This window comes from Streptomyces sp. NPDC025833, assembly GCF_055558055.1.
In genome coordinates this window covers 255,531-274,748 of sequence record NZ_JBVHNF010000005.1, presented here as the reverse complement: position 1 = coordinate 274,748, position 19,218 = coordinate 255,531, and the positions used below count along the sequence as shown (strand labels likewise).

Below are 19,218 nucleotides of genomic sequence, written 5' to 3'. Positions count from 1 at the left end.
GCCGCATGATGACGGCTCGTGCGCGCCGCGGTCCGGGACGTCCAGGGGCTGGACGCGCGCCCGTGAATACCCGGCGGGCGGCCGCTTCCTGGTTACTGTGCAGTCCCTTGACGGAAAGAAACTTCCCGGATATTGGTGACTCCTCGGAAGTTTCCTTCAGCGGTTCTCCTCCGGAAGGAGCGCACGTGCACGACACCAGCACGGGAAACGAGACCAGCACCGGAAGCGACACCGGCCCGGGCGGCCCGGGGCGCACCGCACGACCGTCCAGACGCACCGTCCTCGCCGCGACCGCGGGCCTCACCGCCGCGCTGACCGTACCGGCGACCGCCCACGCCGCCGCCCCCGACGACCGCCGGCTGCGCGCCCTGATCTCCCGTATGCCGCTGGAGGAGAAGGTCGGCCAGCTCTTCGTCATGCGGGTCTACGGCCACTCCGCCACCGCCCCCGACCAGGCCGACGTCGACGCCAACCTGAGCGAGATCGGCGTGCGCACCGCGGCCGAGCTGGTCCAGCGGTACCGGGTCGGCGGCATCATCTACTTCGCCTGGGCGCACAACACCCGGGACCCGCACCAGATCGCCGAGCTGTCCAACGGCATCCAGCGGGCCTCGCTCGCCCTGCCCCGCGGCCTGCCGGTGCTGATCGCCACCGACCAGGAGCACGGCGCGGTGTGCCGGATCGGCAAGCCCGCGACCCTCTTCCCCGGCGCGATGGCGATCGGCGCGGCCCGCTCCCGCTCCGCCGCGCACACCCTCGGCCGGATCTCCGGCGCCGAACTGCGCGCGATGGGCGTCAACCAGGACTACGCGCCCGACGCCGACGTGAACGTCAACCCGGCCAACCCGGTCATCGGCGTGCGCTCCCTCGGCGCCGACCCGGACGCGGTCGCCGCGCTCGTCGCCGCCGAGGTGAGGGGCTACCAGTCGGCCGGGGTGGCCGCGTCCGCCAAGCACTTCCCGGGCCACGGTGACACCGCCGTCGACAGCCACTACGGCTTCCCGGTCATCACCCACAGCCGCAAGCAGTGGGAGGAGCTGGACGCGGTGCCGTTCCGGGCCGCGATCGCGGCGGGCATCGACTCCGTCATGACCGCGCACATCCAGTTCCCGGCGCTGGACGACTCCGGCGACCCGGCCACCCTCTCCCGGCCGATCCTCACCGGCATCCTGCGCGGGGAACTCGGCTACGACGGGGTCGTCATCACCGACTCCCTCGGGATGCAGGGCGTGCGCACCAAGTACGGCGACGACCGGGTGCCGGTGCTGGCGCTCAAGGCGGGCGTGGACCAGTTGCTCAACCCGCCCTCGATCGACGTCGCGTGGCACGCGGTGCTGAAGGCCGTCCGGGACGGCGAACTCACCGAGGCCCGGCTGGACGAATCGATCCTGCGCATCCTGCGCGTGAAGGCCCGCCGCGGCCTGTTCGACCACCCCTGGGCGAGCCGGGCGGGCGTCGACCGCACGGTGGGCACCGCGTCCCACCTGGCCACCGCGGACCGCATCGCCGAACGCTCCACCACCCTGCTGGTCAACGAGGGCGGTGTGCTGCCCTTCGACCGCCGCAGGCAGCCCCGGGTCCTGGTCGTCGGCGCCGACCCGGCCTCCCCGTCCGGCACCACCGGCCCGCCCACCGGCGTCCTGGCCGCCGCCCTCGGCGAACTGGGCTTCACCGCGACGGCCCTGTCCACCGGCACCGCGCCGTCCGTGGCGACCGTCGACAAGGCGGTCAGGGCGGCCGGGGAGGCGGACGCGGTGGTCGTCGGCACGTACAACGTGACGGCGGGCAACGCGCAGCGGACGCTGGTGGAACGCCTCGTGGCGACGGGCCGGCCGGTGGCCGTGGTGGCGATCCGCAACCCCTACGACGTCGCGCAGCTCCCCTCCGCCCGGGCCTGCCTGGCCACGTACTGCTGGACGGACGTCGAACTGCGCGCCGCCGCACGGGTGATCGCCGGCCGGGTGGCGCCCCGCGGGAAACTGCCGGTGCCGGTGCAGCGGGCGGACGACCCGGCGCGGGTGCTGTACCCGATCGGGCACGGGCTGACCTACTAGAGCGCCGGTGGCCGCGGCAGCGGGGTCCGGGGTGCCGGTCCGGCCGCCGCGGCCGGGCCGGGGCTACGGCCGCAGGCTGTGCTCCCGGCGCACGTCCCGGCCGTCCAGCCGGGCGTCGTACGCCGCCAGGGGCTTCGCCCGGGCCACGGCGGCCGGCGCGACGCCCGCCCACCGCAGGATGCGGGCGGTGGCCAGCTCCTTCTGGTCCGGGGCCAGACCCGCCACGTTCGCGCCGTGGTTCATGCCGGGCGCGGTGAAGACGTAGGAGTCACGGGCGCCCGCGCCGACCCGGAAGCGCTCCGCGCCCCACGGGTCGTTCTGGCCGTAGACGAAGAGCATGTGGTGGGCGTGCCGCCGCACCCAGGTGTCCACGTCCCGCATGGTCCGCGGCTGGAAGCGCATCGGGATGGAGCGGGGCACGTAGTTGCGCGGCGGCTGGTAGCCGTAGCGGACCAGGCCCTTCTCGATGTGCGGGAAGTGGATGGTCGGCGCGCCGAGCTGGGTGCCGGCCTGGTAGTAGTACGGCGTGTACCGCTCCAGCCCCTGGTCGGTGTAGGCGGAGAAGCCGGAGATGGTGTCGATCGAGGTCCAGATCGCGTCGTCGCTCGCCGTGGCCGCGTCCGCCGGGATCGAGCCGCAGTCCGCCAGCAGGCTGTACTGCCAGAAGCCCCACACGTAGTCCAGGACGACCGCCTCGTACGCCTTGTCCAGGCTGCCGACGGTGTCGAAGGTGTAGCCCTGCTCGGCGGCGTACGCGGCGTACCTCTTCTCCAGCGGCGCGCGGCGCACCAGCGCCTCGCGCTGCACGGCGTTCAGCCGGTCGCGGCACTCCTTGGTGCCGACGCGGTCGAAGAAGCGGTCGTAGGCCGAGTCCTCCTCGTTCACCACGTCGTTGGGGGCCACGTACGCCACCACGCCGTCCATGTCGCGCGGGTAGAAGCGCTCGTAGTAGGTGGCCGTCATGCCGCCCTTGGAGCCGCCGGTGGCCAGCCAGTTGGCCGGGTAGAGGCTCTTCAGCGCCCGGAACACGCGGTGCTGGTCGCTGGCCGCCTGCCAGATGTCGAGCTTGGACCAGTCGGCCGGCTCGGGGCGGGAGGGGGTGAAGAAGCGGTACTCCAGGGAGACCTGGTTGCCGTCCGTGATGCGGGTGGGCTCGCTGCGGGACGGGTTCGTGGAGACGTTGTAGCCGCTGGTGTAGAAGACCGTGGGCCGGCTCGTGTCCTTGTGCAGCACGGTGATGCGCTGCTGGAAGGAGCCCCGGTCCGGGTGGCGGTGGTCGACCGGCTGCGTGTACTCCAGGACGAAGTAGCGGTAGCCGGGGTACGGCTTCTCCTGGACCAGGCTCATGCCGGGTATCGACAGCAGCCGGTCCTTGATGTCGGTGGGCTCGGACCCGGCGGCGGTGGCCGCGCCGGCCGCCGTGCTCAGCGTGCCTATCAGCACCGTGAGCGCGAGCAGCCATCTGAGCGCCTTGCGCATGCGCATTCTCCCCTGTGAGACAGATGTGCGCCGGAAGTTATCCCAGCAACAGCCGTCCCACCAGAGGCAGTTTCCCGGCCCGCCCCGGGAACCGGGTCAGCGGCTCAGCACAGGATCCAGTTCGAGCTGATCGCGTACCCGTCCACCGCGCCCCGGATCCAGACGCAGCGGTGGCCGGCGTTCACGGTCACCGGGCCCGCGTGGTACTTGTAGCGGCCCTTGTCGACGACCGGCCGGTTGCCGCGGGCCTGCACGCTGACCGACATGGCGTGGACGCCGCGGACGTTCCTGGCGACGGTGACCGCGCAGACGTAGTCGCCCTGCTTGTAGACCTGGGTGACACCGGTCCGGAACGCCATGATCCGCACCTGGTGCCCGGCGCAGCCGCCGGGCACGGCCTGCGCGGTGCCCGTCGCCGTGACCGTCAGCGCACCGGAGGCGGCCAGCACGGCCGCACCGAGCGCCAGCCGCCGGCGCATCCCCCCACTGTCCACTGCCGTCCTCCCCCGTAGCCGGTCACACTTCACCGCGCCCGTACTGATGTACGACGCACGGGTATACCGGATGGTTGCACGACCGTCGCCGGGGCGGCCCGGCCGGGTCCCGGCGCGGGCCGCGCGCGGCAGGGTCAGCCGGACACCGCCACCGGCTCCCCGGGCTCGGACCGGCCGACGAAGGTCCGCCACAGTTCGGCGTACCGGCCGCCGCGGGCGAGCAGTTCCTCGTGGGTGCCGTCCTCGGCGACCCGGCCGTGGTCCATCACCACCACCCGGTCCGCGCGGGCGGCCGTGGTCAGCCGGTGGGCGACCACCAGCGTCGTGCGGCGCCCGCCGGACAGGCGGTCGGTGGCGTGGTTGACCTGCGCCTCGGTGGCCAGGTCCAGGGCGGCCGTGGCCTCGTCCAGCAGCAGGATGTCCGGGTCGACGAGTTCGGCGCGGGCGAGGGCGATCAGCTGGCGCTGGCCCGCCGAGAGGTTGCGGCCCCGTTCGGCGACCTCGTGCAGGTAGCCGCCGTCCAGCGTGGCGATCATCTCGTGCGCGCCGACCGCGCGGGCCGCCGCCTCCACCTCGGCGTCCCCGGCGTCGGGGCGGCCGTAGGCGATGGCGTCCCGGACGGTGCCCGGGAACAGGTACGCCTCCTGCGGGACGACGCCGAGCCGGTGCCGGTACCCGGTGAGGTCCAGGGTGCGCAGGTCCGTGCCGTCCACCGTGACCCGCCCGGCGGTCGGGTCGTAGAACCGCGCCACCAGCTTCACCAGGGTCGACTTGCCGGCGCCCGTCTCGCCGACGAACGCCACCGTCTGCCCGGCCGGTATCCGCAGGTCGATGCCGGACAGCGCCTCCTCCTCGGTGCCGTAGGCGAAGCTCACGCCCTCGAAGGCGACGTCGCCCCGGAGGGCGGGGACGTCGCGGGGCGCCTCGGCGGTCCCGGTGGACGTCGGCTCGCGCAGCAGCTCCTGGATGCGGCCCAGCGAGACGGTGGCCTGCTGGTACCCGTCGAAGACCTGGGAGAGCTGCTGGACCGGCGCGAAGAACAGGTCGATGTACAGCAGGTAGGCCACCAGCGCGCCCGTCGTGAGCGTGGCCGCCTCCACCCGGCCCGCGCCCGCGATCAGCACGGCCGCCGCGGCGACCGAGGAGAGGAGCTGCACGAACGGGAAGTAGACCGAGATCAGCCACTGGCCGCGGAGGCGGGCGCTGCGGTAGTCGGCGCTGCGCTCGGCGAAGCGCCGCCCGCCGTCCCGCTCGCGCCGGAACGCCTGCACGATCCGCAGCCCGGACACGGTCTCCTGGAGGTCCGCGTTCACCGCCGAGACGCGCTCGCGGGCGAGTTCGTACGCCTTCACGCTCGCCCGGCGGAAGAAGAAGGTGGCCACGGCCAGCGGGGGCAGGGTGGCGAAGACGACGAGGGCGAGCTGCACGTCCAGCACCAGCAGCGCGACCATGATGCCGAAGAAGGTGACGACCGAGACGAAGGCCGTGACCAGCCCCGTCTGGAGGAACGTCGACAGGGCGTCGACGTCGGTCGTCATGCGCGTCATGATCCGTCCGGTCAGCTCGCGCTCGTAGTAGTCGAGGCCGAGCCGCTGGAGCTGGGCGAAGATCTTCAGCCGCAGCGTGTACAGCACGCGCTCACCGGTCCGGCCGGTCATCCGGGTCTCGCCGGCCTGCGCGGCCCACTGCACCAGCACGGTCAGCAGGGCGAGCAGGGACGCCGACCACACCGCGCCGACCGCCGCCGCGGTGACGCCGGAGTCGATGCCGTGCCGGATCAGCACCGGCAGCAGCAGTCCGGCGCCCGCGTCCACGGCGACCAGCAGCAGGCTGACGAGGAGGGGCCGCCCGAAGCCGCGCAGCAGCCTGCGCAGGCCGTAGGAGTCCTCGGGCAGGACGGCGCGCGCCTCGTCGATGTCCGGGGTGTCGGTGGCGGGGGGCAGCGCGGCGACCTGGGCGCGCAGTTCCGGGGTGGCCGGGGTGCCGGCGAGCGCCGGGTCCTTCGGCTCGCGGTCGCCGGTCCACAGCCTGGGGGTCACGCCCCGCTCGGCGTCGAACTCGGCGTCCAGCTCGTCGCGGAGGGAGGTGTCCTCCGGCGGCGCGACCGGGCGGGCGTGTCCCGGGGAGACCCCGCCCAGCTCGTCCGGGTCGGTGAGCAGGCGGCGGTAGAGGGGCGAGCGCTCCTGGAGCTCGTCGTGGGTGCCGAGGTCGACGAGCCGGCCGCCGTCCAGGACGGCGATGCGGTCGGCGAGGTTCAGGGTGGAGCGGCGGTGGGCGATGAGCAGGGTGGTGCGGCCCTCCATGACCTGCTTCAGCGCCTCGTGGATCTCGTGCTCGACGCGGGCGTCCACGGCCGAGGTGGCGTCGTCCAGGACCAGCAGGCGGGGGTCGGTGAGCAGGGCGCGGGCGAGCGCGACGCGCTGGCGCTGGCCGCCGGAGAGGGTGAGGCCGTGCTCGCCGACCGCGGTGTCGTAACCGTCGGGCAGCTCGGTGATGAAACGGTCCGCCTGGGCGGCGCGGGCGGCGGCCTCGATCTCCTCCCGGGTGGCGTCCGGGCGGCCGTAGGCGATGTTGTTGCGGACGGTGTCGGAGAAGAGGAACGAGTCCTCGGGGACCAGCCCGATCGCGGCCCTGAGCGACTCCAGGGTCAGCTCGCGGACGTCGTGGCCGCCGATCAGGACGGCGCCGCGGGCGACGTCGTAGAAGCGCGGCAGCAGCAGGGAGAGGGTGGACTTGCCGGAGCCGGAGGAGCCGACCACGGCGAGGGTCTCGCCGGCCCGGATCTCGAAGCTGAGCCCGCGGAGCACGGGGCGCTCGCGGTCGTAGCCGAAGGAGACGTCGTCGAACTCGACGGTCGCGGGCGCGTCGGCGGGCAGTTCCCTGGTGCCGTCCCGCAGGGTCGGCTCGGTGTCGATCAGCTCCAGGACGCGCTCGGTGCCGGCGCGGGCCTGCTGGCCGACCGTGAGGACCACCGCGAGCATCCGGACCGGGCCGACGAGCTGGGCCAGGTAGGTCGAGAAGGCCACGAAGGTGCCGAGCGTGATGTGCCCGCGTACGGCGAGCCAGCCGCCGAGGGCCAGCATGGCGACCTGGCCGAGTGCCGGGACGGCCTGGAGGGCCGGGGTGTACCTGCTGTTCAGGCGGATGGTGCGCAGCCGGCCCGCGAAGAGGCGGCGGCCGACCTCGCGCAGCTTGCCGGTCTCCTGGTCCTCCTGCCCGAAGCCCTTCACCACGCGGACGCCGCTCACCGCGCCGTCGACCACCCCGGCGACGGCGGCGGCCTGGGCCTGGGCGTACCAGGTGGCGGGGTGGAGCTTGCTGCGGCTGCGCCGGGCGATCCAGTACAGGGCCGGGGCCACGGCCAGGGCGACCAGGGTCAGGGCCGGCGACAGCCACGCCATGATCACCAGGGAGATCACGAAGAGCAGGACGTTCCCGATGGTCATCGGGAGCATGAACAGCAGGCCCTGGATGAGCTGGAGGTCGCTGGTGGCCCGGCCGACGACCTGCCCGGTGGACAGCTCGTCCTGGCGGCGGCCGTCCAGCCGGGTGATCGTCGCGTACATCTCGGTCCGCAGGTCGTGCTGGACGTCCAGGGCGAGCCGCCCGCCGTAGTAGCGGCGGACGTAGGCGGAGGCGTAGACGAGGAGGGCCGCGCCGATCAGGGCGCCGGCCCAGGGCGCCATGGGACGGCTCCGGTCGCCGATCACGTCGTCGATGATCACCTTGGTGATCAGGGGGACGACGGCCAGGACGGCCATGCCGGCCAGGGAGGCGCCGAGGGCCAGGCTCACGTCCCTGGGGTAGCGCCAGGCGTACCCCGCCAGCCGTCCTGCCCATCCCCGCTGCGGTCCCACACCGGTGCCTTCCTGTCGGCCTGTCTGTCCGCAGACACCAACACGTCGGACGCCGGATTTCATCCCGCCGTAACAATCGCCGGGTGCGGCCGGACGGCCGGGCGGGCTCAGCCGCGCACCCGCAGGCGGTGGAACCGGGTCGTCCGCGCCGCGTTCCGGTTGTCGTCGCAGCCCGCAGGCGGCCCGCGCGGTCACATACCGTGACCGTCATGCCCTCAGTGTTGTCCAGCAGGGGGTCGGGCCGGGGCCGCTTCGCGGTGGCGCCGAGGGAGGGGGGCGGCCAGGTCCGCGAGGAGTCCGCTGCCGGCCGGGAGGACGCCGTCCCGGCCCGTCAGGTGCTCGATGCCGCTCGCGTCCGGCGTGGCGGAGGTCGGCCAGTGCCGCGGCCGCCCGCGCTCCGAGCCTGACCGGGGCTGGCGCCATGGTCGTGCTCCCGCGTGCGCGGGAAAGGCGTCACGGGTTCCCGACGCGCCATTCTCGGTCGAGGATGGCGTGGACCACCGAGTCCCGCCATCTCCCGGCTTTCAACACGTGCTCGCGGATTGTGCCCTCCTCGACCATGCCCACGGCGGTCATGGCCCTGGCCGACGCCTCGTTGAGCGGGGAACGCGCACCCCATATGCGGTGCAGACCGAGATCGTCGAAGCCGACGCCGAGCAGCAGCCGCACCGTTTCTGCACCGTACCCCGCGCCCCACACATGCGGACGCAGCGCGAAGCCGATCGTGGCTCCGCGCTGCTGGTGGGGGTCAAGGGCCAGGCGGCCGAATCCGATCAGCTCGTCCGAGTTCCGGTCCGTGACAGCGAGCGCGTATTCGGTACGCGGCGTCTCGGTCACGGCGGCGATCGACCGGGCTACGATCTGGCGGACCTGCTCACGGCTGCGCGGCTCGAAGCTGAGATGCTCGGTCGCTTCTGGGCTGCCGTAGATGGCGAACACCGCGTCCGCGTCCTCGAGTTCCAGCTCCCGGAGGTTGAGGCGTGCGCTGGATCGACTGATCGGGTACATGGCCCCGGAGCCTACCCGCGAGGCAGCGCCGGCCGAGTCGTGGAGAAAGACTCGCGCACGGCGACACGGGTCGGCATCCTGCTCGTCGGGGGAACGGGTGGCCCCCTCGGACCGCAGACCGCCGGGCGGTCGGCCGGACCAGGGAGGAGCGGTCGCCCAGGATGGTGGGCGAGCCGTCCCGGTCGACTGTGCGGGTGGAGAAGTTGCCGGCGAAGGTGCCGTCGTACGTCGTCTTGCCGAGTGCGTCGCTGAAGCCCTCGATCGACACGGTGGCCGAACAGGCGCGGGTGGCGGGAGTGGCGGCGCCGGCGGGCCCGGCGGCGGTCAGCGGGGTGACCGCCGCCGGGCAGGCGGCGAGGGCGCGGGTACGGTTCTCGGCGCATGGCCGTCACCGTGGGACCGGCCGGTGACGCGCGGGGTCCGCGCCGGGAAGCGTCAGCCCCGCGGCGGCACCGGGACCAGCGCCTCGCTCGGCCGGCTGGTCGGGGTGTAGCGGGCGGCTCCGGCGGGGGTCGGCACCAGGTCCTTGTGGATCGCCCTGGCCACGTTCTGGATGGTGGCCACGCCGTAGTCCATGGTGCTGTTGTCCTGCGTGAGCACCGTCATGACGTAGTCGCGGCCGGCGCCGTTGAACGTGCCCAGGCTGTGCACCCGCCAGCCGTGCGTGGAGCGTTGCAGCCAGCCGTTCTTGACGTGCACGGCGACCCCGGACGGCGCGCCCGCCGGGGTCCCCCAGCGCTGGTCCGCGACGACCTGGCCCATCAACTTCAAAATGTACGCACGGGAGTTGTCGCTCAACACGCTGTTCTTCGCGGTGACGAGCTTCAGCAGCTTCTGCTCGTCGTTCACGTTCTCCTGCGTCAGGCCCCAGTAACCGTCCGCGCCGGGCACGGTCCTCGTCATCCCGGCCGCGGTCAGGAAGCCCTTGATCTTCGCCGTGCCGAGCTGCTTCCAGAGCTTGCTGGTCGCGTCGTTGTCCGACTGGGTGATCATGGCCGTGGCGAGGTCGGCCTCGGTGTCGGTCAGGTACCGGTCGGTCTTCTTCGCGTCCCACAGCAGCGCGGCGAGCACGGTGACCTTGACGGTGCTGGCCGAGTCGTAGGCACTGGTGGCCCGCAGGGTGCAGGTCGTCCTGGTGGCGCGGTCGTACAGGCCGATGGCGACCGTGCCCTTGCGGCTGGCCAGCGCGGCCGTGATGTCCTTCTTCAGCTTGGCGGCGAGGCCGGCCTTGGCGGACGTGCACGCGACGGTGGCCGTGGGCGCCGCCGCGGCCGGGACGGCGGCCGGGACGAGCAGCGCGGCACCGAGGACGGCCGCGAGTGCCGCGGCCCGGCCGGATATCCGGTGGGTCATGTAGGGCTTTCCCCCTTGGGCGTGGTGGACTTGGGACTTCCGGTCCCCGCCGCTCTGGTCGCGAACGGTTGTACGCATGTTCGCAGCAAGGGAGTTCGAACGCGGAGGGGGATCGCCGACGGGGCCCCGAGTCGTCGGCGCCGCCCGTGTGCCCTCGTGCGCCCCACCGTGCCTCTTCCACCACTGCCGACGCGGCCACGAAGCTCTTGCGCCACGGCCGCCGTCCCGTCGTGGGCCGGGGGCACGCACAGGGAGGGGAAACCCATGGGGACCACAACCGGCAGACGCCGCACCGCGGTCGGGGCCGTTCTCGCACTGCTGGCGGGGCTCGGCGCCGTCGCGGCCGGGGCGTCCCCGGCGGCCGCGGCCACCGGGGACGTGCTGATCATCCAGAAGGGCAGCGCGGGCAATCTGGTGACCGTGCAGACCTTCCTGTTCCTCCCGGGCATCACCGAGCAGGGCGACGGGGTCCAGGCCGGTGCCACCCAGTTCGCGGTCACCAACCTCACGGACCGGACCCTCACGCTGACGGAGAAGACTCCGGCGGGCACCGTGGTCCACAGCGACACGGTCGCCGCCGGGGGGTCCGGCACCTTTGCCGTGACGGGCGGCGACACCGTGGCGCTCACGGTCCCCGCCGACTAGGTCCGCCCGGTCGGGCCGGGCCGGTCTCAGCCCTGCGGCGGTACGGCGACGAACGCCTCGCGGGGCTGGCTGGTCGGGGTGTAGCGGGCGACTCCGGCGGGAGTCGGCACCAGGTCCTTGTGGATCGCCCTGGCCACGTTCTGGATGGTGGCCACGCCGTAGTTCATGGTGCTGTTGTCCTGGGTGAGCACCGTCATGACGTAGTCGCGGCCGGCGCCGTTGAACGTGCCCAGGCTGTGCACCCGCCAGCCGTGCGTGGCGCGGCTCAGCCAGCCGTTCTTGACGTGCACGGCGACCCCGGACGGCGCGCCCGCCGGGGTACCCCAGCGCTGGTCCGCGACGACCTGGCCCATCAACTTCAGGATGTACGCACGGGAGTTGTCGCTCAGCACGCTGTTCTTCGCGGTGACGAGCTTCAGCAGCTTCTGCTCGTCGTTCACGTTCTCCCGGGTGAGACCCCAGTAACCGTTCGCGCCCGGCACCGTCTTGGTCATGCCCGCGGCGGTCAGGAAGCCCTTGATCTTCGTCATGCCGAGCTGCTTCCAGAGCTTGCTGGTCGCGTTGTTGTCCGACTTGGTGATCATGGCTTTGGCGAGCGACTGCTCGGTGCTCGTCAGAAGGCGGTTCCGCTTCTTCGCGTCCCACAGGAGCGTGGCGAGCACGGTGACCTTGACGGTGCTGGCCGAGTCGTAGGCGCTGGTGGCCCGCAGGGTGCAGGTCGTCTTGGTGGTGCGGTCGTACAGGCCGATGGCGACGGTGCCCTTGCGGCTGGCCAGCGCGGCCGTGATGTCCTTCTTCAGCTTGGCGGCGAGGCCGGCCTTGGCGGACGTGCAGGCCACGGCGGGCGTGGCGGCGGCGGCCGGGGTGGCGGCGGTGACGGCCGGTATGAGCAGCGCGGCGCTCACGGCGGCCGCGAGCGCGCCGGAGCGGCCGAATGCCCGGTGGTTCATGACGGTTTTCCCCCTGGAAGGTCGTACCGGCGTCCCCCTGGACGCCATGGAGCGCGTCTGTGCGCTGCCTGGTGTGACTCGCGGGGACGCACGAAAGTTGTACGCGTGTTCGCAGGGCGGTAGTTCGGGTGACGCGGCCGGGGTGGGGGCAGGTCCAAGTCAGGCGGGAGTCAGCGCACTTGACCGTGCGCGCGGCGGTTCAGACGCCGAAGTCGTACTCCAGCACGTACGCGGCCGAGTCCAGCACCATCTCGTTCAGCTCGACGACCCGGCGCTCGGCGTCGAAGGCGGTCCGCACGACCAGGACCACCGGAACGCCCGACGGCAGCGCCAGCCGCTCGATCTCCTCATGGGCGGGCATCCGGGACCGGATCTCCTCGCGGAAGCGGACCGGTGCGTGGCCGAGGTCCGCGAGCCTCGCGTACGTGCCGCCGGGCCCCGTATCCGGCTGGGTGATCGCTGACCCCGCGACGAGGTCGGCCGGCAGGTAGGACGTGGACAACAGCACCGGCTTTCCGTCGAGGACGAAGCGGCGCCGGCGGATGCAGACAGCCGCGTCCTCCTCCAGCCCCATGACCGCCGCGACGACGGCCGGTGCCGCCCCTTCCGCCACCTCGACACCGTCGACGACCAGTTCCCGGTCCCCGATGTCGGCCGACCACACCGAGCGCCCTTCACCCCACTGCGCACGAGCCAGCCGCTCGATTCCCCGGCGGCGGACGGGTCGGAAGTCCCGAACGAACACGCCGGCACCCTTGCGCGCCTCGGCGATGCCCTCCGCCTGGAGCACACCCAGCGCTTGCCGAGCCGTCATCCGGGCGACGCCGTGCGCGGCCATCAGGTCGTTCTCGCCGGGAAGCCGGTCACCGGGTCCGTACCGGCCGGCTTCGACAGCCGCACGCAACTCCGCGGCGATGCGCTGATATTTGGGCTGACGCCCCGAGCCCCGGCCGCTCATCCAGACCCCTCCTTCGATCATCTCTAGACATCCTAGACATCAAGGGACTCGCACTCCCAGCCAGACAGCGATCACCTGCGACCATCCGGACTCGCATCTCTAGAGTTGCTCTCGGAACTGGTGGGCAACGCCATCCGGCACGCACGGAGACCGGCCGGGCGGCAGATCGGGATGCGCGTCGCCCGGTTCGCCGGGCGGTTGCGCGTGGAGGTCGCCGACGCAGGCCGCGACCTGCCGGTGACGAAAGAGACGGCGACCGACGACGAGCGGGGCCGTGGCCTTCTCATCGTCGGGGTGCTGGCAGCGCGTTGGGGTTGCTGTCCGCGACGGCACGGTATCGGCAAGGCGGTCTGGGCCGAGTTGGTGCTCTCGGACCCCGTCTAACCCAGGTGCGTCGGGGCGAACATCCGCAGGACTGCGGGGAGGACGACCACCGAGGGGCCGGGCGCCGCCAGTGCCTTCGCCAGGTCGTCGGCCAGCGTCTCCGGGCTCGTGCGGATGCCCGGCACGCCGAAGGACTCCGCCAGGGCCGCGTAGTCCGGGCGGGCCAGTTCCGTCGCCGTCGCCCGGCCGAACGCGTCCGTCATGTACTCGCGGAGGATGCCGTAGCCGCCGTCGTCGACGATCAGCCAGGTGACGTTCAGGTCGTACTGCCTCGCCGTCGCCAGTTCGGCGATCGAGTACAGGGCTCCGCCGTCACCGGAGACCGCCAGCACGGGCCGGGTGGGGTCCGCCGCCGCCGCGCCGAGGGCCGCCGGGAAGCCGTAGCCGAGGCCGCCGGCGCCCTGCGCCGAGTGCATGGTGTTGGCGCCCCGGGGGTCGAACGCCGACCAGGCCCAGTACGCCAGGATCGTCATGTCCCAGAAGGAGGGGGAGCCGGCGGGCAGGGCGCGGCGGACCGACGCCAGCACGTCCTGCTCCAGGGTCAGTTCCTGGGACGCGATGCGCTCGGCGACCTTCGCGAGCAGCTCCCGCACCCGCCGCGGTGCCGTCTCGTCCGTCCGCTCCTCCACCGTCTCCAGCAGGGCCTGGAGGGCCAGCCGCGCGTCCGCGTGGATGCCGAGGGCGGGGTGGTTGGACTCCAGCTTGCCGGCGTCCGCCTCGATCTGGATCACCCGGCCGCGGGGCTTGAACGTGTGGTAGTTGGACGACAGTTCACCGAGGCCCGAGCCGACCACCAGCAGGACGTCGGCGTCCTCCAGGAAGTCCGTGGTGTGGCGGTCCTCCAGCCAGGACCGCATCGACAGCGGGTGCTCCCAGGGGAAGGCGCCCTTGCCGCCGAAGGTCGTCACCACCGGCGCGTCCAGCCTCTCGGCCAGGTGCCGGAGTTTGCCGGAGGCGTCGGACCGTACGACCCCGCCGCCCGCGATGATCGCCGGGCGGGCGGCGCGGGACAGCAGGTCGGCCGCCAGCGCCGTCAGTTCGGGACGCGGGACCAGCTCGTCGGGGGTCGCGTCCATCGCCGTCACCACGGGCAGCGACGCCTCGGCCAGCAGGACGTCCTGCGGGATCTCCACCCACACCGGGCCGTGCGGCGCGGTCAGCGCCGACTGCCAGGCGGCCGCGATGGCCGAGGGGATCTGGGACTGGGCGCGGACGGTGTGGACCGACTTGACCACGCCCCGGAACGAGGCGGCCTGGTCGGGGAGTTCGTGCAGGTAGCCGTGGCGGCCGCCGCCGAGGCCCGCCGTGGGGACCTGGCTGCCGATCGCGAGGACGGGGGCGGAGGCGGCCGCCGCCTCCTGGAGGGCCGCGAGGGAGGTCAGCGCGCCCGGGCCGGTCGACAGCAGCAGCGGGGCGGCCTCACCGGTGATCCGGCCGTAGGCGTCGGCCGCGAAGCCCGCGTTGTTCTCCACCCGGAGCCCGATGTAGCGCAGGGAGGAGCGGCGCAGGGCGTCGAACATGCCGAGGGCGTGCTGGCCGGGCAGGCCGAAGACGGTCGTCGCGCCGAGCCCGGCCAGGGTCTCCACGACCAGGTCTCCGCCGTTGCGCCCCGGGGGTGGGTTGAGGGCGGCGGCGATCTGCGCCTGCGTCGGGCGGAGTACCAGGTCGTGGTCGTGGGTCACTTCGCTTCCGCGTCCTTCCGGGCCGCCGCGATCTGGCGGCTCATGATGGTGGTCAGTTCGTAGGCGGTGTGGGAGGCCGCGACCGAGGTGATCTCGGCGTGGTCGTACGCCGGGGCGACCTCGACCACGTCCGCCGAGACGAGGTTGCAGGACGCCAGCCCGCGCAGGATCTCCAGCAGCTCGCGGGAGGTCATGCCGCCCGCCTCCGGGGTGCCGGTGCCGGGGGCGTGGGCCGGGTCGAGGCAGTCGATGTCGATGGAGATGTACAGCGGGCGGTCGCCGATGCGCCGGCGGAGCTGGTCGGCCACCTCGTCGGCGCCGCGGCGGTAGACGTCCGCCGAGGTGACGATGCCGAAGCCCATCTTCTCGTCGTCGGTGAGGTCCTGCTTGCCGTACAGCGGGCCGCGGGTGCCGACGTGGGAGAGGGCGGAGGTGTCGAGGATGCCTTCCTCCACCGCGCGGCGGAACGGGGTGCCGTGGGTGTACTCGGCGCCGAAGTAGGTGTCCCAGGTGTCCAGGTGGGCGTCGAAGTGCAGCAGGGCGACCGGGCCGTGCTTCTTCGCCACCGAGCGCAGCAGCGGCAGGGCGATGGTGTGGTCGCCGCCGAGGGTCATCAGGCGGGCGCCGGTGCCGAGCAGGTCGTCGGCGGCGGCCTCGATGGTGTCGACGGCCTCGTTGATGTTGAACGGGTTCACGGCGATGTCGCCGCCGTCCGCGACCTGCGCGAGGGCGAAGGGGGAGGCGTCCTGCGCGGGGTTGTAGGGGCGCAGCAGCCGGGACGCCTCGCGGATGGCGTTGCCGCCGAAGCGGGCGCCCGGCCGGTACGAGACGCCGGAGTCGAACGGCACGCCGACCACGGCGACGTCGGCGGTGCCGACCTCGTCGAGGCGGGGCAGCCGGGCGAAGGTGGCGGGGCCGGCGTACCGCGGGACGCGGGAGGAGTCGACGGGGCCGCGGGGCGTCTCGTTGCCGCTCATTGAAATGCCTTCTTTCCTGCGCTTCGTCGCGCATGTACTGCTTTTCGTACGACTCTACTGGGGAGCCGGGACCGTTTCGGACGCGAGTTCGGGGGACCGTCCGGCGAGGCGCTCGCGCCAGGTGGCGAGGACCGCCTCATCGGTGGGCCGGGTCGCCAGGGAGACGGCGACGTAGGCCGCGAGGGAGGCCAGCAGACCGTAGTAGCCGGGCTCGTTGGCGAGGATGCCGTAGCCGGCCATCAGGCCGATCACGGCGAGGCCGCCGACGGCCACGGCGGCGAGCGCGCCCTGGACGGTGCCGCGCTTCCACAGCAGACCGCCGAGGATGGGCACCAGCAGGCCGCCGACGAGGAGGTTGTAGGCCACCGTGAGGGCCTCGACCACGTTGTTCAGCGCGATCGCCGTGCCGATCACGGCCACACCCATGACCAGGATGAACGCCCGGTTGCCCGCGACCTCGTCGTGCTCGTCGCCGCCCCGGCGCACCAGCCCGCGCAGCCGGGACCAGATGTCGTTGTTGGCGACGGTGGCGCACGCGATCAGGGCGCCGGAGGAGGTCGACATCACCGCGGCCAGGGCTGCGGCCAGCACCAGGCCGCGCACGCCGACGGGGAGCTCGTCCTTGACGATGGTGGCGAAGGCGTCGTCGGGGCTGCCCAGCTTCGGGTAGAGCACCTTGGCGGCCGTGCCGATCACCGCGCCGGCGACGGCGTAGGCCAGGCAGTAGGTCCCGGCCACCGTGCCGCCCCACCTGGCGGTCCGGTCGCTGCGGGCGGTGAACACGCGCTGCCAGATGTCCTGGCCGATCAGCATGCCGAACGTGTAGATGAGGACGTAGGTGAAGATCGTCTCGCCGCCGATGCCCAGCGGGTCGAAGTACGCGGTCGGCAGCTCGGCCTTCATCTGCGCGAAGCCGCCCGCCTTGGTGACCGCGATCGGCAGCAGCAGGAGCAGCACGCCGATCGTCTTGACGACGAACTGGACCATGTCGGTGAGGGTGATGGACCACATCCCGCCGAGGGTCGAGTACGCGACGACGATCGCGCCGCCGATGACGATCGAGACCGTGCGGTTCAGGTCGAACAGCACGTCGAAGATGGTGGCGTAGGCGATGGTGGAGGTCACCGCGAGCATGAGGGTGTAGGCCCACATGACCACGCCCGAGATCACCCCGGCCCGGCCGCCGTAGCGCAGGTCGAGCATCTCGGAGACCGTGTAGACCCGCAGGCGGGCGATGCGCGCGGAGAAGAAGACCGACAGGGCGAGCAGACCGAGGCCGATGGTGAAGACCATCCAGGCGCCGGAGAGGCCGTACCGGTAGCCGAGGCCCACCCCGCCGATGGTGGACGCGCCGCCGAGGACGATCGCCGCCATGGTGCCGGAGTACATGGCCGGGCCGAGGCGCCGGCCGGCCACCAGGAACTCGCTCTTGGACTTGGCGCGGCGCATGCCCCACCAGCCCATGGCGAGCATGCCGGCGAGGTAGACGACGATCACTGTGTAGTCGACGGCCATGTGGGGCCCTCCTTCGCGCACTGTCCGGTGGCGTGTCGTGCAGATGCTGGGGAATGTGCCGGCAGCGGCTCGCGGGGACATCCGCCCGTACCCGCGGCTGCCGTGCTCACCCGACAGTAGGTGGCCGGAAAGCGACTGCGAAGTGTACGTTTCATCCATGTGAACGGGGTGGGATGGAGGAAGCGCACACCATGCCCGAGCCGATCATCCCCGCGGTCCCGCCGACCCCGCCGGTGGCGCTGCACGCGCTGCTGGCCCGGGAGGACCTCGCCCTGCGGCAGATCGCCGGGCCGGCGGACCCGGGCCTCGTCATCCACGGGGCGCACACCTCGGAGATGTCCGACCCGTACCCGTACCTGCTCGGCGGCGAACTGCTGCTCACCGCCGGCGTGCACATCCCGGCCGCTCCGGCCGGGCCCGCCCCCGGCCGGACACCGCCGGGCCCGGACGACCGTCTCGACGACCGCCTCGACGACTACGTCGCGCGGATCGTGGCCGCGGGCGGCGCGGCCCTCGGCTTCGGGGTGGCCCCGGTGCACGACACGGTCCCGCCCGCCCTGGTCGCCGCCTGCGACCGGCACGGCCTGCCGCTGCTGGAGGTCCCGCCGCAGACCACGTTCTCCGGGGTCGCCCGCGCCGTCTGGCAGTTGATGGCGCAGGCCCGGCTGGCCGAGCTGCGCCGCGTCACCGAGGCCCAGCAGAGCCTGGCGGCGGCCGCCTCCCGCCCGGACCCGGTGCCCTCCGTACTGCGCCAGCTCGCCCAGCGCCTGGGCGGCCGCGCGGTGCTGTTCGGCCCCGACGGCACGGAGGTCGCGGCGGCGGGCCGGGACACGGCGGACGGCGCGGGCGCGGCCCTGGCGGAGCTGGCCGGCGTGGTCCGGCCCGTGCCGCCCCGGCGGGCGCCCGCCGCTCCCCCGGGCGGGCCGGAGCACGCCCGCGCCACCCCGGCCGGTGCTCCCGCCCCCGCCCGGCCGCAGCCCGCCTCCGCGACCGACACCCTCGGCGCCGCGCACCTCGCCGTGTACGCGCTCGGCGCGGACCGGGGCTTCGTGCTCGGCGTGGCCGCCGCCCGGCGCGAACCCGGCGACCACACCGTCGCCTCCGTCGCCGCCGTCCTGCTGACCCTGCTGACCGGCGAGGACCAGAGCGGTACCGGCGCGGCCCGGTCCTCCGCCCTCGTCCGGCTGCTGCTGGGCGCCGCGCCCGAGGAGGTGGCCCCGCTGCTCGGCGCCGGGCCGTGGCGCGTCGTGCACGCCCGGCCGGAGGCGCAGGCGCCGGACCCGGTCGCCGCCTCCGCGCTCGGGGCCGCGCTCGGTTCGCCGCTGGTCGACCTCGGCCGGGAGGTCGTCCGGGTGCTGGTGCCGGCGCACCGGGAACCGGCGCCGCAGCCCGGCTGGACGCTCGGGGCGAGCGCCCCGGCCGAGCCGCACGCGTGGCGGGCCGCCGACACCCAGGCCGCCCGGGCCCTCGCCCGGGCCCGCGCCACCCGCGCTCCGCTGGTCCGGCACGCCCCCCGGCCGGCCCTGGCGGAGCTGGTGGCGCCGGCCGACGCCGAGACCCACGCGCGGGCCCTGCTCGCCCCCCTGGCGGGGCAGGGCGCGCTCGCCGAGACGCTGCGCGCCTGGCTGTCGCTGCACGGCAGTTGGGACCGCACGGCGGTGGCGCTCGGCGTGCACCGCAACACCGTGCGGCAGCGGATCGCCCGCTGCGCGGGCCTGCTGGACGCCGACCTGGACGATCCGGACGTACGCATGGAGCTGTGGTTCGCGCTGCGGCGGGAGTGACGGCGGGATCCGGTGACGCCCGTCCCAGCGGGCGATATACCGGGGACCGCGGCGGCACGCTGCCCCACAATGGGAACC

General features: G+C 73.3%; 14 protein-coding genes. 4 read left to right on the top strand and 10 right to left on the bottom strand.

Translation table 11 applies throughout. The features are described 5' to 3' along the window. The first annotated feature begins 185 nt into the window (after positions 1–185). Positions 186–2,054 (top strand): glycoside hydrolase family 3 protein, encoded by a 1,869-nt coding sequence (locus tag ACZ4K2_RS10720; RefSeq protein WP_467471744.1) that lies wholly within the window; start codon positions 186–188, stop codon positions 2,052–2,054. Positions 2,055–2,117: 63 nt separating this feature from the next. On the opposite strand, the gene ACZ4K2_RS10715 is transcribed toward ACZ4K2_RS10720, so the two are convergent. The 5 genes from ACZ4K2_RS10715 to ACZ4K2_RS10695 form a co-directional block, all read right to left on the bottom strand. Continuing rightward, positions 2,118–3,533: an aminopeptidase gene (locus ACZ4K2_RS10715; protein WP_467471742.1), complete on the bottom strand. Its 1,416-nt coding sequence runs from the start codon at positions 3,531–3,533 to the stop codon at positions 2,118–2,120. A gap of 104 nt (positions 3,534–3,637) precedes the next feature. Further along, positions 3,638–4,027, bottom strand: coding sequence for a hypothetical protein (locus ACZ4K2_RS10710; protein ID WP_467471741.1), 390 nt, complete (start codon positions 4,025–4,027; stop codon positions 3,638–3,640). 134 nt (positions 4,028–4,161) lie between these two features. Then, positions 4,162–7,884 (bottom strand): ABC transporter ATP-binding protein, encoded by a 3,723-nt coding sequence (locus ACZ4K2_RS10705; RefSeq protein WP_467471739.1) that lies wholly within the window; start codon positions 7,882–7,884, stop codon positions 4,162–4,164. 453 nt (positions 7,885–8,337) lie between these two features. Further along, entirely contained in the window at positions 8,338–8,892 is a 555-nt protein-coding gene (locus ACZ4K2_RS10700) for a GNAT family N-acetyltransferase (RefSeq protein WP_467471737.1), read from the bottom strand. Between the two features lie 435 nt (positions 8,893–9,327). Continuing rightward, positions 9,328–10,245, bottom strand: coding sequence for a serine hydrolase (locus tag ACZ4K2_RS10695; RefSeq protein ID WP_467471735.1), 918 nt, complete (start codon positions 10,243–10,245; stop codon positions 9,328–9,330). A 264-nt stretch (positions 10,246–10,509) separates the two neighbouring features. Here ACZ4K2_RS10695 and ACZ4K2_RS10690 point away from each other — a divergent pair, with 264 nt between their 5' ends. After that, a complete protein-coding gene (locus ACZ4K2_RS10690) occupies positions 10,510–10,890 on the top strand; it encodes a hypothetical protein (RefSeq protein WP_467471733.1) in 381 nt (126 codons plus the stop codon). A gap of 26 nt (positions 10,891–10,916) precedes the next feature. On the opposite strand, the gene ACZ4K2_RS10685 is transcribed toward ACZ4K2_RS10690, so the two are convergent. Together ACZ4K2_RS10685 and ACZ4K2_RS10680 are read right to left on the bottom strand one after the other, a co-directional pair. After that, the gene (locus tag ACZ4K2_RS10685; protein WP_467471731.1) at positions 10,917–11,840 is read right to left on the bottom strand and encodes a serine hydrolase; all 924 of its coding nucleotides are present in this window, start codon (positions 11,838–11,840) and stop codon (positions 10,917–10,919) included. Positions 11,841–12,039: 199 nt separating this feature from the next. Beyond that, entirely contained in the window at positions 12,040–12,798 is a 759-nt protein-coding gene (locus ACZ4K2_RS10680; protein ID WP_467472053.1) for a GntR family transcriptional regulator, read from the bottom strand. A gap of 105 nt (positions 12,799–12,903) precedes the next feature. On the opposite strand from ACZ4K2_RS10680, the gene ACZ4K2_RS10675 reads away from it, so the two are divergent. Further along, a complete protein-coding gene (locus ACZ4K2_RS10675) occupies positions 12,904–13,182 on the top strand; it encodes an ATP-binding protein (RefSeq protein WP_467471729.1) in 279 nt (92 codons plus the stop codon). Here ACZ4K2_RS10675 and ACZ4K2_RS10670 read toward each other — a convergent pair. The 3 genes from ACZ4K2_RS10670 to ACZ4K2_RS10660 are packed head-to-tail and all read right to left on the bottom strand — an operon-like array spanning position 13,179 to position 17,356. Next, on the bottom strand, positions 13,179–14,864 hold the full coding sequence (locus ACZ4K2_RS10670; protein ID WP_467471726.1) for a thiamine pyrophosphate-binding protein: 1,686 nt from the start codon (positions 14,862–14,864) through the stop codon (positions 13,179–13,181). The genes ACZ4K2_RS10675 and ACZ4K2_RS10670 overlap by 4 nt on opposite strands. Further along, entirely contained in the window at positions 14,861–15,841 is a 981-nt protein-coding gene (gene speB / locus ACZ4K2_RS10665) for an agmatinase (protein WP_467471722.1), read from the bottom strand. Before speB ends, ACZ4K2_RS10670 begins: the two co-directional genes overlap by 4 nt. Positions 15,842–15,895: 54 nt before the next feature. Further along, positions 15,896–17,356: a sodium:solute symporter family protein gene (locus ACZ4K2_RS10660; protein ID WP_467471721.1), complete on the bottom strand. Its 1,461-nt coding sequence runs from the start codon at positions 17,354–17,356 to the stop codon at positions 15,896–15,898. A gap of 191 nt (positions 17,357–17,547) precedes the next feature. Here ACZ4K2_RS10660 and ACZ4K2_RS10655 point away from each other — a divergent pair, with 191 nt between their 5' ends. Continuing rightward, entirely contained in the window at positions 17,548–19,140 is a 1,593-nt protein-coding gene (locus ACZ4K2_RS10655) for a helix-turn-helix domain-containing protein (RefSeq protein ID WP_467471717.1), read from the top strand. Positions 19,141–19,218: the final 78 nt, after the last annotated feature.

Coding starts and splice junctions, on each gene's coding strand:
- ACZ4K2_RS10715 (WP_467471742.1), bottom strand. CDS start 3,533: ATGCGCAAGGCGCTCAGATGGCTGCTCGCGCTCACGGTGCTGATAGGC.
- ACZ4K2_RS10700 (WP_467471737.1), bottom strand. CDS start 8,892: ATGTACCCGATCAGTCGATCCAGCGCACGCCTCAACCTCCGGGAGCTG.
- ACZ4K2_RS10695 (WP_467471735.1), bottom strand. CDS start 10,245: ATGACCCACCGGATATCCGGCCGGGCCGCGGCACTCGCGGCCGTCCTC.
- ACZ4K2_RS10690 (WP_467471733.1), top strand. CDS start 10,510: ATGGGGACCACAACCGGCAGACGCCGCACCGCGGTCGGGGCCGTTCTC.
- ACZ4K2_RS10685 (WP_467471731.1), bottom strand. CDS start 11,840: ATGAACCACCGGGCATTCGGCCGCTCCGGCGCGCTCGCGGCCGCCGTG.
- ACZ4K2_RS10680 (WP_467472053.1), bottom strand. CDS start 12,798: ATGAGCGGCCGGGGCTCGGGGCGTCAGCCCAAATATCAGCGCATCGCC.
- speB (WP_467471722.1), bottom strand. CDS start 15,841: ATGAGCGGCAACGAGACGCCCCGCGGCCCCGTCGACTCCTCCCGCGTC.
- ACZ4K2_RS10660 (WP_467471721.1), bottom strand. CDS start 17,356: ATGGCCGTCGACTACACAGTGATCGTCGTCTACCTCGCCGGCATGCTC.
- ACZ4K2_RS10655 (WP_467471717.1), top strand. CDS start 17,548: ATGCCCGAGCCGATCATCCCCGCGGTCCCGCCGACCCCGCCGGTGGCG.